Below are 14,137 nucleotides of genomic sequence, written 5' to 3' on the forward strand. Positions count from 1 at the left end.
GTTTCTGAGTTTTTTTAGTTATTAGACTTCTAATAGGAAAACTTAGAACCTTAGCAACTTAGCCTCTTAGTACCTTTTTTCAGTTACATAAACAGCGCTACCAATAAATCAATTAATTTAATTCCGATAAAAGGGACAATCAGACCGCCTAAACCATAAATCAACAAGTTTCTTTTTAGGATTGCACTTGCACCAATTGGTTTGTAATCAACACCCCTTAAAGCAAGCGGAATTAATATTGGAATAATAACCGCATTAAAAATCACCGCCGATAAAATGGCACTTTCTGGACTGTGCAGTCGCATAATATTCAAACCTTCAAGAGCAGGAATCGCAGTAATAAAAAGGGCAGGGACAATAGCGAAATATTTAGCAACGTCATTGGCAATAGAGAAGGTGGTAAGCGTCCCTCGGGTCATTAATAACTGTTTTCCGATTTCGATGATCTCAATTAATTTAGTTGGATCATTGTCCAGATCGACCATGTTTCCTGCTTCTTTGGCTGCTTGTGTTCCGCTGTTCATTGCCACACCTACGTTGGCCTGAGCAAGTGCGGGTGCATCATTGGTACCGTCACCCATCATGGCAACAAGTTTGCCTTGATTTTGTTCGTTTTTAATGTAGTTCATTTTATCCTCCGGTTTCGCCTCAGCAATAAAATCATCTACACCGGCAGCTTCAGCAATAAATTTGGCTGTTAGAGGATTATCTCCCGTAACCATTACCGTTTTTACCCCCATTTTGCGTAAACGTTCGAAACGCTCTTTCATTCCTGTTTTAATGATATCCTGTAATTCGATAACCCCTTGGACCTGACTGTTCTTGATTACTACCAATGGAGTTCCTCCTTTAGAAGAAATAGCAATTACTCTTTGGTCAATATCTTCCGGGAAATTGTGACCTGCTTGAAGTGCAATATTTTTAGCAGCATCCTGAGCGCCTTTTCTAATATTAGTACCGTCTTTTAAGATTACTCCTGAGGTTCTGGTTTCGGCAGTAAATTTGATAGTTTGTGAAATGTTATCTGTAAGAAGTGAAATCTCCGATTGTATTTTGCCGTTTACATCCAGCGTTTTGCTAAGTTCAATAATACTTTTTCCTTCGGGAGTGTCATCTGCAAGTGAACTCAATACAGCCGACTTAATAAAATCTTCTGCGATAATGCCTTTTGCAGGATAAAAATTAGTTGCTTTTCGGTTTCCAATCGTAATCGTTCCGGTTTTATCCAAAAGTAAAACATCGATATCTCCGGCAGTTTCTACCGCTTTTCCTGATTTTGTAATGACGTTGGCACGCAAAGCTCTGTCCATTCCTGCAATTCCAATTGCGGAAAGTAATCCGCCGATGGTTGTTGGAATCAGACATACAAACAAGGCAATAAACGCAGCAATTGTTATAGGAGCATTAGCATAATCAGCAAATGGTTTTAGCGTAACGCAAACAATCACAAAGATTAAAGTAAAGGCAGCCAATAAAATGGTTAAGGCAATTTCGTTTGGTGTTTTCTGACGGCTTGCTCCTTCGACCAAAGCAATCATTTTATCAAGGAAACTCTCTCCCGGTTCTGATGTTACGATTACTTTTATCTTATCGGATAATACTTTTGTTCCTCCGGTTACAGATGATTTATCACCACCGGCTTCCCGGATTACAGGAGCACTTTCTCCCGTGATAGCACTTTCGTCGATTGTGGCCAGACCTTCGATGATTTCACCATCAGTAGCAATTAAATCGCCTGACTCACAAATGAAAACATCGCCTTTTTTTAATTCAGAAGAACTGATGTTTTTGATTTCGCCATTTGGCAAAAGTTGTCTTGCAGGTGTTTCTTCACGTGTTTTTCTTAAACTATCAGCTTGTGCTTTTCCTCTGGCTTCGGCAATAGCTTCCGCAAAATTGGCAAACAAAAGCGTAGCGAGTAAAATCAAAAACACTATAAAATTATAGATAAAACTGCCTTGATCCTGAGCGCCAAATAAGATGGCTGCACAAACAACAAACATGATCGCAGTCCCTATTTCTACGGTAAACATTACCGGATTTTTGAACATTGTTTTCGGGTTAAGCTTCACAAAAGACTGTATTAAAGCATCTTTTACCTGCTTACTTTCAAACAATGAATTGGATTTATTAGTTGTCATTTTAGTATATTATTTTGTTTGGCTAAACATTTTTTTTTTAACACATAGACACATAGATTCTTTATTTTGAGATTAAGATGTTTCAATTTATATAACAGCATATCGCTATGTGAAAAAAAGAATTTTCTTTAATACTCTGTTTTATGGTATTAATCTATGTTTCTATGTGTTAAAATACAGGGTTCAGCATTGAAAAACGAGTTGTTATTTTAAGGTGAAATATTCCGCTAAAGGACCAAGTGCCAACGCTGGAAAGAAAGATAAAGCGGCAATAATCGCAATTACAGCAAACACCATTACGCCAAAAATGGTAGTATCTGTTTTTAAGGTTCCGGCACTTTCCGGGATGTATTTTTTATTGGCTAATAATCCTGCTATTGCCAATGGACCTACAATTGGAATGAAACGACTTAACAACAAAACAATTCCCGTTGTAATATTCCAAAACGGATTGTTATCACCCAGTCCTTCAAAACCCGAACCGTTGTTGGCTGCACTGGAAGTATATTCATATAACATTTCTGAAAATCCATGATGTCCAGGGTTGTTCAACCAGCCTGTAGCATTTCCGTCGAACCAGAATCCCATTGCCGTATCATTTGCCGCAAAATAAGAAGCTAAAGCAGTTCCTGATAAAATCAATAAAGGATGAAGAATAGCAATAAAAGCAGCGATTTTAACTTCACGAGCCTCAATTTTCTTTCCTAAAAATTCGGGTGTTCGCCCAACCATTAATCCGGAAATAAATACTGCCAGTATAATGAAAATATAAAAGTTTAAGATCCCCACACCACAACCACCATAAAAGGCATTTACCATCATAGCAAGCAATTCCATCGCACCGGAAACCGGCATTGAACTATCGTGCATACTGTTTACAGAACCGGTGGAAATTACAGTAGTTGCAATACTCCAAAATCCTGAAATGGCAGGGCCGAACCGAACTTCTTTGCCCTCCATTGCTCCGGTTGTCTGAGCAATCCCCATTTTTTCGATGGCCGGATTTCCATTGATTTCACTTATAACAGTTGGAATTACCAGTAGTAAAAAACCAACGGTCATTACACCAAAAACAACCAAGGCAAATTTTCTTTTCTTTAGATAAAAACCTAAAGCAAAAATCATAGAAAACGGAATAATTAATTGCGCCCATAATTCTACAGCATTTGAAAAATAAGTAGGATTCTCTAACGGGTGTGCCGAGTTGGTTCCAAAGAAACCCCCACCGTTTGTACCAATATGTTTAATGGCAATAAAAGCAGCAGCCGGTCCACGGGAAACTTCAACCTGATCACCTTGTAAAGTAGTAATAGTATCTTTTCCTTCAAAAGTCATTGGTGTACCGCTAAACAATAACGCTACAGCTACGACTGCAGAAAGGGGTAATAAAACACGTGTACAGCTTTTGATGAAATAGTTATAGAAATTCCCCAGTTTATCGGTAGCTCTTTCTTTCATGGCATTAAAAATCATTGCTGCGGCAGCCATTCCGACACCGGCAGAAACAAATTGCAAAAACATTAGGAACATTTGAGACAAATAAGAAACCCCGGTTTCGCCTGAATAATGTTGTAAATTGCAATTGACAACAAATGAAATAGCGGTATTAAAAGCTAAATCGGGTGACATCGACGGATTATTGTCGGGATTTAAAAACAAAGAGCCCTGAAACAATAAGATAAAAAAGCAAAGAAAGAACCAAACCATGTTTACACTCAAAAGTGCTTTGAGATGTTGTTTCCAGTTCATTTCTTCAGTGGAATTGATGCCACTAATTTTAAAAATAAATTTTTCAATTGGATTGAAAATAGGATCAAGGAATGTTTTACCGTTTGAATATACTTTAGCAATATATCTTCCGATCGGAATTGCTAAAACTACCGTAACGATAAAAATACTGATGATGCCAACTAATTCTGTATTCATAATTTTTATTTTTTATGTGGAAGGTTGTCTGTAAAAAGAGAACTGTTTTTTGTCTGCAGATCACATTTCACAACCCTGATTTCACATTTTACTTTATTAAAATTTTTCGGGTTTGATTAAGACGTAAACCAAATAGGCGAAAACGGCGATGGAGACAATAAATAGTGCGATCATGATTTAGATTTTTTCGAAGAATTCGACTGATTTAAAACAAATGGCAAAGAGCAAAACGGCCAATGCGAGTAAAAGAATAGTTAGTAACATATCATATTGATTTAATTGTGATTTGTGATTTGCGAAATGTGAAATTTGATTTGTAAAATGAATTTGGGACGTAAACCGTTTTACAGATCACATTTCACAGACTCCACAAACAGCTTTTTACACTCCCGAGGTATTAATTTGTTTGACATATTCCGCTTTAAGGGTTTGAGGAAAAAGATGTGAAATATTGCAGTGACGCACTTCCATAAAAGAAGAAACAGAGAAAACATACACATTTGAAATGGCGTTTTTAGTTTCGATACTTCCGGAAACAAACAGGCGCTCGGCAAGGGCTAAGCATTTTTTTGCACGGACAATATTACCGGAGATAATAGCCTTTTTGGTAATCTCAGCAAAACGCTCGGCTTGTTTGTAAATAGAATTGACTTGATTTTTCATTAGAAAGAATTTTAATGTTCTCTCCTCTTATGCCAAAAGCTGTTCCGAAAAAGTAACAGAGGTGCTAAAAGCTTGTCAATAAAAGCGTTGAGGTTCTGTGCCAGAAATCAGGCATAAAAAAAGCCTATCAAAATGATAAGCTTTTATTGAAATGATAAGGTAATTTGAAAGTTGAAAGTGAAATGTAATTTGTAAAAAGTCAAAATTCCGAGTCTCACATCTCACAAATTTACATTGTTACTGAATCCCGTATTCTTCTAATTTTCGGTACAAAGTAGCGATTCCGATTTCGAGTAAACGGGCAGTTTCTGCTTTGTTGCCTTTGGTATAATTTAAAACTTTCTGAATGTGTAGTTTTTCGATACTCTGCATGGAGAAAGCCGACATGGTTTTAGAAGCTTTTTCAGGTTGATGCTGCATTTCATAAGGCAGGACATCAGCAGTTAAAAGGGTATCGCTTAAAATAACAGAACGTTCAATAATATTTTTGAGTTCCCGAATGTTTCCGGGCCAGGAATAACTTTCTAATTTCTGAAGAAAATCATCTGAAATTGCTAAAGTTTTCTTGTTTGTCTTTTCAGAAAATTGTTTGACAAATGAAAGCGTAAGTGCTGCAATATCTTTGACTCTTTCTCGTAAAGGAGGAAGCTTAATTTCGAAGATATTCAATCTGAAATACAAATCAGAACGAAAACGATGTGCATCGCTTTCGGTTTTCAAATCGCGGTTTGTCGCTGCAATTAACCTGAAATTTGATTTTTTTGAAGTCGTATCACCAACCGGAATGTATTCGCTGGTTTCTAAAACGCGCAATAACTTAGCCTGCAATTCAATGGGCATTTCACCAATCTCATCTAAAAACAAAGTACCGCCATTGGCTTCTTCAATAAAACCTTTTTTATCTTTTAAAGCTCCGGTAAAAGCTCCCTGTTTATGACCAAAAAGTTCGCTTTCTAAAATTTCCTTACTAAAAGTACTGCAATTTAGCGCCACAAAAGATTTTCCTGCACGGGTACTATTTTCGTGAATCGCCTGAGCAAAAACCTCTTTTCCAGTTCCCGTTTCACCGGTAAGCAAAACTGTCGAATCTGTTTTGGCAACTTTTTTAGCCAGATCAATAACCTGTTCGATGCCTTTTGATTTTCCTATAATAGTAGCAAAAGAATATTTATCGCCAATACGTTTCTCAAGTTGTTGCACCTTTTTCTGTAAATGGACTTTTTCGACCGCTTTGTAGAGCAGTGGAATAATTTTGTCGTTGTCGTCACCTTTAACGATGTAATCAAAAGCACCATTTTTCATGGCCTGAACGCCGTCTGCAATGTTTCCGAATGCCGTCAACAAAATAACTTCAGTAAGCGGGAAGCTTCCTTTTATGTTCTGAAGAAAGTCAACCCCATTGCCATCGGGTAATTTTACATCACATAAAACGACATCAATATCGGTTTGTTCCAGTTTTTTAAATCCCGATTTCAAATCTTTAGCTTCGAGAACTTCAAATCCTTCTGATTTTACAATGCGAGCAAGCAGACTTCTAAGTTTTTCTTCGTCGTCTATGATTAAAATTTTATGTGTCATTTGAGAGTAGTGCTAAATCGAATCGATAATTTCGAAATACAAATTTAGGTTTTAAATCATTTGACTTTTGGATTCCTCTTACAATTTCGCAAAAAAAGCACGCTGAAAATAGACTCAGAGTGCTTTTAGCTTAATTGATTTCCTTTTGATTGTCCTTTATAAAAGTGTCGATGTTTTTCAGATAAGGGTCAATAACAAGAAGTTGAGGTTTGCTTTTAAGTTTGATTTTGCCTTTGATCACATTGTTTTGTATCAAAAAAGGATAACAGAATAGTTTTCCGTTTTCATCATAAATACCAACGTCCATCAGAGCATCATTTGAAAGTAAGGTTTGTTTTCCGGTTGCATTTTCAGCATATTTCTTTGAATTTGCATGGAAAGCAACTTCATAATAACCATCCTTTTTCTGACTTTCAACACTTGTAATATTCGAAGAATAAGTGATGATTTGTTTGAACATTTCGTCTAATTTCGGATGAAGTTTTGGATCAGTTACAGCATAAATTTCATCCAATAGATTTTCAGAATCCGGAATCTGATTGGGGTAGCGGTAGTGAGTTAAGAAATTCTTCAATGCCAGATTTACTTTTTTCTCACCAATTAACAATCTCAACTGATGCATAACCAACATTCCTTTGTCGTAAGGCAAATGGGGCGTTTCGTAATTGGTTTTGTAAAGTGGCGTTTCAGGTTCATAACTTCGACTGCTCAAATACAAATCCAAATGAATTTTCAGTGTTTCTAAAGCTTTTTCTAAACCATGTTCTTTTTCGTAAAGCATTAATTCGGTGTATTGCGCCAAGGTTTCGGTCAAAATCCAGCTGCCTTCTTTTTGCTCAGGACTAATCTGGGCATTTCCCCACCATTCATGCGACAATTCATGAGCCGTCAATTGATTGATAACGTCTTCTTTGTCATGCTGCGAAAGATCACTGTAAAAACCAAAATTCTCTTTCATAAATACCGTTGAAGGATAGGAGGTTGCAGCAAAACCATTGGCAAAAGCAGAGACTTCGGCATATCGGATCGTTTTATAAGGATATTTTCCAAAGTTTTTCTGGCAGTAATCCAACGTGTTTTTTACATCTTTAATGAGTTTGACTATATTTCGGGAATGCCTTTTCTCGTAATAAACTTCAATCAAAATTCCTTTATAATTTACTTTTTGAATTTGATACTCTGCTGACGAAAAAGCAAATCGAAACGGAATTTTTCCATTTGATTTATAGTGAAAATAATTGCGATCGTCTTTTTTCCACTTTGCAATCAAATCACCAACACCTATGGCTGTTTGGTCTTTTGAAGTAGAAACAGTTGTTTCATAATCAATAAAATCAGAATCGATTTTCGATTTATCTTCTAATTTTTTAAGTGGAGTCTGAGGCTTTAAGTGTCTTTTTACACGTTCCTTTTTGCTGCTGATTTCATTAGAATCCTGATATCCAAAAACAGGATAATAACGACTGATCCTCATAAAAGAGCCATTTTCGATTATCGAATTAAAAGAAGTATGACCTTTAAACGGTGACCATGAAGATTCAAATGAAAAAGAAATAGTCATTTTCTGCCCCGATTGTAGCGGTTTCTTTAAAAGATACCAATAATGATTGAATTCAGAGATCTCTCCAATTGGTTTAGCGTTTGGAATTGTAACAGATTTCAATTTTGAATTCCGATCTAAATAAAGCAGCAAACTGTCAATCGGTTGTTTTGAATTATTGATTAACTGATACGTACCGTTTACCTCGTATCTGTTCTCTTCCGGAAATAAGGCTACAGCGCTTTTTACGGAAAAAATGGTCGGTTGTGGCTGATGCGAGAACTTTTTTAAGTTTAATTCATATCGTTCACTCCAATTGTTTTGATCGTCCGCTGTAAGATAAGGATATTCGACATTGGTTTTATAAAAAAGATAAGTTCCAAAGCCCGTAAAAAGTAAAATTCCTAAAGAAAGGATACCTTTTTGAATACGAGTAAAGGAATGTCTTTGAAATGATTTTAGGAGGGTAGAATTTCGTTTCCATAAAATGCCAGTTACCACAATCATAATGAGGGCTAATCCAAGATTGTAAACCATCGAAACATGAAACGGAATGGTATATGTTCCGAAACCGTTCAGGTCAAAGTACTCTCTTTTAAAAGCATCTCCAAATCTAAATAGAGGGTGTGAAATTCCTAATTGCTCACCAATTCCCGAACTAATTAATAGCGTTACAATTATCGCAATCGAAAGCCCTAAATATTTATTTGAAATAACAGTCTGAATAAAAAGAACTAAGACCGAAATCAATAAAACAGGAAAGCCAAGAAAATAATACAAAGAGGCATAAAGACTAAACTCTATTGGCGCATTGGCATGAATGATTTGAAAGCCACAACCTATAAAAATACTCCAGGTGATAAGAATAAACGGAATTGTAAAAAGTGAAATTATTTTAGAAAGTAAAGCTATAGTTTGCTGGTAAGGTGTAGTGTTTTCAAGTATTTCGAAGCGTACCGTTTCGCCGCGGGTTACTAATTCGTTACTGTAAAAAAGCAGAATCAGAATTAAAATGAAAGGCAGTCGATCCATGATGGTGCTGACCATGAGAGCAGTATTGGTTATGTTTTGCGCCAAGCGAATGCCGCCGTCAATTTCGTCTGACAGTTCAATTAAAAGTAATCCCGAAAATAAAAGTACAACTAGCAGAAATGGAATTCCCTTTAAAATCAAAGAAACATCCATTTTGATATAACTTTTAAGAACCAGCAAATTATGTTTTAAAGTGCGATACTCCATGTTTTTTGGAGTTTCAGATGAAAAAGTAAGGGTTTTGTTTTTTAATATTCTATTTGGTTTTACTTTTTTAGTTTTTGCTTTTCGAAAGGAAAAGAAGCGATAAGCAATAAACGACAATAGAATGGAAAAACTAGTCCAAAGGATTCGATTGTACAGCAGATTACCCGACAAATCGATCAGGTTGTTGTTTTTTTGAATGGCTGTCCAATAACGCGTTTGTTCTAAAAAAGCAGCCAAACCAAAAGGATCTATTTTTGCGGCAAACGACATGGCAGCGGCTGATGAGGGTGAAGCATTGGCAAAAATTGGGGAGTTAGAAAACAAAGATCCTGCGATATATAAAATGTACACCATAAAGCCACCAACATAAACCAGTAGTTTGTTACGGGTAAGCCAAGCCAAAGAAGTTAGGAGTGAAAGGCACAAAAGAATGTTAGGAAGCACTAAAACCAAATACGGCCAACTATAATTTAAAATTGAAAAAGGCCCAATTTGATCTTTTGATATCCACGGCATTTGATGACCGATTAACATACCGATGACAAAAGTTCCAAACGAAAGAACGGCAACTCCAAAAGCAACAATAAATTTACTTCCCAGATAATCAAATTTGGATACAGGAGTTGTAAAAAGGATCGTATCGAATTTGGTTTCATATTCTTTAAGAAAGTGTTGCGCAACTTGTAATGTAATCGAAAATATAACGCTTAAAGAAAATAGACCAATGGCGTACGTGAGAACAAAAGGACTGTTTTTATAGGCACCTGAGAACGAGAAATTGGCAAAAGCACCGGTAAAAAAGCCCAAAACCAAATAAATTAAAAAGGTGGCATAAAAGCTTCGGCTTCGGGTATAAGTATGCCATTCGAAGGATATTAATTGGGATAGCATAACGTTATTTTTTAAGTTGATTTTGAGATAAAAGAGTGAAATAAACAGCACTCAAATCAGGTGATATTAAATTGAAACCGCTATTTGGCTGTTGCTCTGAAAAAACATGAATATGAAGTTTTCCGGAATTTAAATTCGAAGAAATGATATTGAAATTATCTTTGTATTCCTGTAATTCAGTTTTAGAGATGACTTTCATCCAGATTTTGCCTTTCAAGGAGTCAATTTCTTTTTCAGGATTTCCTTCCAGAATTAAAGTTCCATTCGAGATAATAGCCATTTTGGTGCATAAATCGCGAACGTCTTCCACAATATGAGTAGATAAAATCACAATGATATTTTCGCCAATTTCGCTTAGCAAGTTGTTGAAGCGATTTCGTTCCTCAGGATCCAGACCAGCAGTTGGTTCATCAACAATAATAATTTTCGGATCTCCAAGTAAAGCCTGTGTTATGCCAAACCTTTGGCGCATTCCACCAGAGAAGGAGTGAACAGCTTGATCTTTATGTTGCAACAAATTGGTTTGCTGTAATAGATATAAAATCTGTTCGTGTCGTTCTTTTTTAGAAACAATTCCTTTTAAAATAGCCAGATGATCCAGCAATCGATAGGCTGAGATTTTAGGATAAACACCAAATTCCTGCGGCAGATACCCTAAATTTTCTCTTATAAACAGGGGATCCTCAAGAATATCGATACCATTAAAAAGTACCGTACCGGAGCTTGGTTCTTGCAAAGTGGCAATAGTTCGCATTAAGGTTGATTTTCCGGCTCCGTTTGGTCCTAATAAACCAAACATTCCGTTTTTAATTTCCAGCGTTACATCCGTTAGAGCTGCTGTGCCGTTCTCATACGTTTTGTTGAGGTTTTTGATTGATAAACTGTTCATTTTTTGATTGATTTAGATGATTGATTGTAATAATTTATTTCGAAAGAAATAGGCAATAGTATTCCTGTCGACTTCGGGGAGTCGATTTTTTAAATGGAGATTAAAAAAATGTTATTCGCTTATGTACTCTAAAATGTCACCAGGTTGGCATTCTAATATTTTACAAATAGATTCTAAAGTGTCAAATCTGATTCCTTTAGCCTTTCCGGTTTTAAGAATAGATAAATTGGCTGGAGTAATTCCTAATTTTTCAGCCAACTCTTTACTTTGCATCTTGCGTTTGGCAAGCATAACATCAACGTTTACAATTATTGGCATGATTATATAAATAAGTCTTGTTCGTTTTGAAGGTTTAATCCCTGTTTGAAAATGGCAGCTAAAAAATAGGCAAAAATGCCTAGCATAAAGTGCAATACGATAAAAATAGCAACTTCATTATCCAATGATACAAAAATAGAAGACAGAAGTATAACAATACCGGGAATGAAAAGATTTGCCAAGTAAAACTGTCTTAAATGTGTAATGCCATTTTGAGTGAATAATTTAGGTTGAAAAAACACCTTAAAGACATTACTGATTAATAAAAAGAAAAGCCCATAAAGACTCAATGGCGATAAAAATTCAAAAATGATATAAGGTGTGTTATAGTCACCCAGCATAAGCGGATGATTCGTAAAAGGATAACAAATTTGAAAATATTTACCACCTTCTCTGAAGTTTAGAAACCATCCGGTTGTTAATGCCAACGCAGAATAAGTCGCTAATGAGAAATAAAGAACAGCTAAAAAGCGGGTAATATAAAAGAGTGTTTTTGAAACTAGGTGTGTGGTTTTCATTAGAGTTGAAAGTTTGATTTGTTATTGCAAATGTATAATTAATTATCGTAAAACAATAATTAATTATCAAAAAATCATTTAGTTGTTGCTTTGTGTTTGTTTGTGAAAAGATTATAATTCTATTAACATTAGAAAATAAACGGCTTCGCAGAAATGAAGTAATTTTGTAAAAAAGCAATTTATTACATGAAAAACCCAATTTCAGTCTCCATATTAGAACTCGCTATAATTACTCAGGATAGTAACGCTCCGGAAACATTTCAAAAAACAAAAGACATCGCACAACTGGCTGATAGTCTAGGGTATAAACGATTTTGGCTCGCTGAACACCACAATATGGCTCACGTAGCCAGTTCGGCAACTGTTGTTTTAATAGGGTATATAGCGAGTCAGACAAAGAATATCCGTGTCGGTTCGGGCGGAATCATGTTGCCGAATCATTCTCCTTTAATAGTAGCCGAACAGTTCGGAACTTTAGAAACTCTTTATCCGGACAGAATTGATTTAGGTCTGGGAAGAGCGCCGGGAACAGATCAGCCAACTGCCGAAGCGATTCGAAAAGATTTTTTTGAACAAGCGCAACGATTTCCGCAGAACGTAAGCAAGCTTCAGGATTATTTTTCTAAAGAAAATAGCACTGCAAAAGTGAGAGCATTTCCAGCCGAAGGTACAAATGTTCCCATATGGATTTTAGGTTCAAGCATGGAAAGTGCCGCCCTTGCCGCTGCCTATGGATTGCCATATGCGTTTGCAGGGCATTTTGCACCACGTCAAATGATACAAGCTTTCGAATTCTATAGGGAGAATTTCCAAGCCTCTGCCGTTTTGGACAAGCCTAAAACAATGGCCTGTGTAAATATCATTGCAGCCGACACCGATGAAGAAGCTGAATTACTGTCAACCAGTTTGTATCAAATGTTTTTAAACCTGATTCGCAACGACCGTAAAGGGTTACAGCCACCAGTTCCGTCTTTAGACGATATCATGAGTGAGGAAGAACGTTTCCACGTCAATCAGATGACCGCCTGTACATTTACTGGAAGCCCAAAACAACTAGCAGTTGATTTAAAAAAGTTCATAGACTATTCAAGAGTTGATGAACTTATGGTGACAAGTCCTATATATAATCACCAAGCTAAATTAAAAAGCATCCAACTTGTAAAAGAGGTTATAGATTCCCTAAATCAGATACTATAATATATAGGTGTAATTAGATCCTTAATTATACGCCCTCAACCCGACAGGTTTTTAAAACCTGTCGGGTTTGTTGTTTAAAGATCCTAAAATTAAAAAGCACCCAGCTTACAAAAGAAGTTATAGATTCCCTAAATCAGATACTATAATATATTAGGAGCAATCACATTCTTAATAATACACCCTCAACCCGACAGGTTTTCAAAACCTGTCGGGTTTGTTGTTTAAAGATTCTAAAATTAAAAAGCACCCAGCGTACAAAAGAAGTTATAGGTTCCCTAAATCAGATACTATAATATATAGGAGCAATCATATCCTTAATTATACACCCCCAACCCGACAGGTTTTTAAAACCTGTCGAGTTTGTTGTTTAAAGATCCCAATATTAAAAAGCATCCAGCCTACAAAAGAAGTTATAGGTTCCCTAAATCAGATACTATAGTATATAGGAGCAATCATATCCTTAATAATACACCCTCAACCCGACAGGTTTTCAAAACCTGTCGGGTTTATTTTTTAAAACCCCCAGTAAAATCAGCCCTTCCAAAAGAACAGCAACAAGACAAAACTAAAAAAAGAAGGAAATTTCCTAAAAACAACAAAAAGCCTGATTTTGTAAAAACACCATTACCAGTAAGTTAAGAAAAAGATTCAAAAAAAGGCAAAAAAAGCAAAGTAAAAAGCTTGTGAATGCGAATAAAGGGACTACTTTTGCACCCGCAACGACGCAGACGTTCCCTGATAGACTGACAAGAAAAGAGGATTGATTTTTTAGAAAAGTTTGAGAAAACAAAATAAAAAAAAGATTCAAAAAAGCTTGTGAGATTTGAAAACGCTGCTTACCTTTGCACCCCGCAAAACACGCAAGTTCATTGAGAGATTGGTTAAGAAAAGAAGAAAATTGGAAACGAAAAGTTTCTAAAAAAAACTTCAAAAAAGTCTTGCCAGTTAAAAATAAAGATGTAGTTTTGCAGCCGCTTTGAGAAACAAGCGAAACACAGAAACACACGTTCGTAGACATATTGAATTGACAGCCGTTTTAACAGAGATGTTAAAACAAAAGAATAAGAGTAATAGAATCGAGAGATTCGAAAAGAACCGATAGAGAACGCATCGCAATATAATATAAAAAATATACGATGAAGAGTTTGATCCTGGCTCAGGATGAACGCTAGCGGCAGGCTTAACACATGCAAGTCGAGGGGTAGAGTTCTTCGGAGCTTGAGACCGGCGCACGGGT

10 protein-coding genes and 1 rRNA gene are annotated in these 14,137 nt (G+C 36.1%); 2 read left to right on the forward strand and 9 right to left on the reverse strand.

Annotated elements, in window-relative coordinates; genetic code table 11:
• Positions 1-83: 83 nt before the first annotated feature.
• From kdpB to ACHRV3_RS09465, 9 genes are all read right to left on the reverse strand, one after another.
• Positions 84-2,141: a potassium-transporting ATPase subunit KdpB gene (gene kdpB / locus ACHRV3_RS09425; RefSeq protein WP_395434058.1), complete on the reverse strand. Its 2,058-nt coding sequence runs from the start codon at positions 2,139-2,141 to the stop codon at positions 84-86.
• A gap of 204 nt (positions 2,142-2,345) precedes the next feature.
• Positions 2,346-4,067: a potassium-transporting ATPase subunit KdpA gene (kdpA, locus tag ACHRV3_RS09430; protein ID WP_395434059.1), complete on the reverse strand. Its 1,722-nt coding sequence runs from the start codon at positions 4,065-4,067 to the stop codon at positions 2,346-2,348.
• A 96-nt stretch (positions 4,068-4,163) separates the two neighbouring features.
• Entirely contained in the window at positions 4,164-4,241 is a 78-nt protein-coding gene (gene kdpF, locus ACHRV3_RS09435) for a K(+)-transporting ATPase subunit F (RefSeq protein WP_210666910.1), read from the reverse strand.
• A gap of 207 nt (positions 4,242-4,448) precedes the next feature.
• Positions 4,449-4,730 carry a hypothetical protein gene (locus tag ACHRV3_RS09440; RefSeq protein WP_047777852.1) on the reverse strand — a complete coding sequence of 94 codons (282 nt, stop codon included), beginning with the start codon at positions 4,728-4,730 and terminating at the stop codon, positions 4,449-4,451.
• Positions 4,731-4,967: 237 nt separating this feature from the next.
• Positions 4,968-6,308, reverse strand: coding sequence for a sigma-54 dependent transcriptional regulator (locus ACHRV3_RS09445; protein ID WP_047777850.1), 1,341 nt, complete (start codon positions 6,306-6,308; stop codon positions 4,968-4,970).
• Between the two features lie 130 nt (positions 6,309-6,438).
• Positions 6,439-9,978: an ABC transporter permease/M1 family aminopeptidase gene (locus ACHRV3_RS09450; protein ID WP_395434061.1), complete on the reverse strand. Its 3,540-nt coding sequence runs from the start codon at positions 9,976-9,978 to the stop codon at positions 6,439-6,441.
• 4 nt (positions 9,979-9,982) lie between these two features.
• A complete protein-coding gene (locus ACHRV3_RS09455; RefSeq protein WP_395434062.1) occupies positions 9,983-10,867 on the reverse strand; it encodes an ABC transporter ATP-binding protein in 885 nt (294 codons plus the stop codon).
• A 111-nt stretch (positions 10,868-10,978) separates the two neighbouring features.
• Positions 10,979-11,185, reverse strand: a complete 207-nt coding sequence (locus ACHRV3_RS09460) for a helix-turn-helix transcriptional regulator (RefSeq protein WP_047777845.1) — start codon at positions 11,183-11,185, stop codon at positions 10,979-10,981.
• Between the two features lie 2 nt (positions 11,186-11,187).
• Positions 11,188-11,703, reverse strand: a complete 516-nt coding sequence (locus ACHRV3_RS09465) for a DUF2975 domain-containing protein (RefSeq protein WP_395434063.1) — start codon at positions 11,701-11,703, stop codon at positions 11,188-11,190.
• A 186-nt stretch (positions 11,704-11,889) separates the two neighbouring features.
• On the opposite strand from ACHRV3_RS09465, the gene ACHRV3_RS09470 reads away from it, so the two are divergent.
• Together ACHRV3_RS09470 and ACHRV3_RS09475 are read left to right on the forward strand one after the other, a co-directional pair.
• On the forward strand, positions 11,890-12,900 hold the full coding sequence (locus ACHRV3_RS09470) for an LLM class flavin-dependent oxidoreductase (protein WP_395434064.1): 1,011 nt from the start codon (positions 11,890-11,892) through the stop codon (positions 12,898-12,900).
• Between the two features lie 1,133 nt (positions 12,901-14,033).
• A 16S ribosomal RNA gene (locus ACHRV3_RS09475) occupies positions 14,034-14,137 on the forward strand; the annotation flags it as partial.

Origin of the sequence: Flavobacterium sp. FlaQc-49 (genome assembly GCF_044005985.1) — a bacterium.
GTDB lineage: Bacteria > Bacteroidota > Bacteroidia > Flavobacteriales > Flavobacteriaceae > Flavobacterium > Flavobacterium cupriresistens.

Coding starts and splice junctions, on each gene's coding strand:
- kdpF (WP_210666910.1), bottom strand. CDS start 4,241: ATGATCGCACTATTTATTGTCTCCATCGCCGTTTTCGCCTATTTGGTT.
- ACHRV3_RS09445 (WP_047777850.1), bottom strand. CDS start 6,308: ATGACACATAAAATTTTAATCATAGACGACGAAGAAAAACTTAGAAGT.
- ACHRV3_RS09470 (WP_395434064.1), top strand. CDS start 11,890: ATGAAAAACCCAATTTCAGTCTCCATATTAGAACTCGCTATAATTACT.
- ACHRV3_RS09455 (WP_395434062.1), bottom strand. CDS start 10,867: ATGAACAGTTTATCAATCAAAAACCTCAACAAAACGTATGAGAACGGC.
- kdpB (WP_395434058.1), bottom strand. CDS start 2,141: ATGACAACTAATAAATCCAATTCATTGTTTGAAAGTAAGCAGGTAAAA.
- ACHRV3_RS09465 (WP_395434063.1), bottom strand. CDS start 11,703: ATGAAAACCACACACCTAGTTTCAAAAACACTCTTTTATATTACCCGC.
- ACHRV3_RS09440 (WP_047777852.1), bottom strand. CDS start 4,730: ATGAAAAATCAAGTCAATTCTATTTACAAACAAGCCGAGCGTTTTGCT.
- kdpA (WP_395434059.1), bottom strand. CDS start 4,067: ATGAATACAGAATTAGTTGGCATCATCAGTATTTTTATCGTTACGGTA.
- ACHRV3_RS09450 (WP_395434061.1), bottom strand. CDS start 9,978: ATGCTATCCCAATTAATATCCTTCGAATGGCATACTTATACCCGAAGC.
- ACHRV3_RS09460 (WP_047777845.1), bottom strand. CDS start 11,185: ATGCCAATAATTGTAAACGTTGATGTTATGCTTGCCAAACGCAAGATG.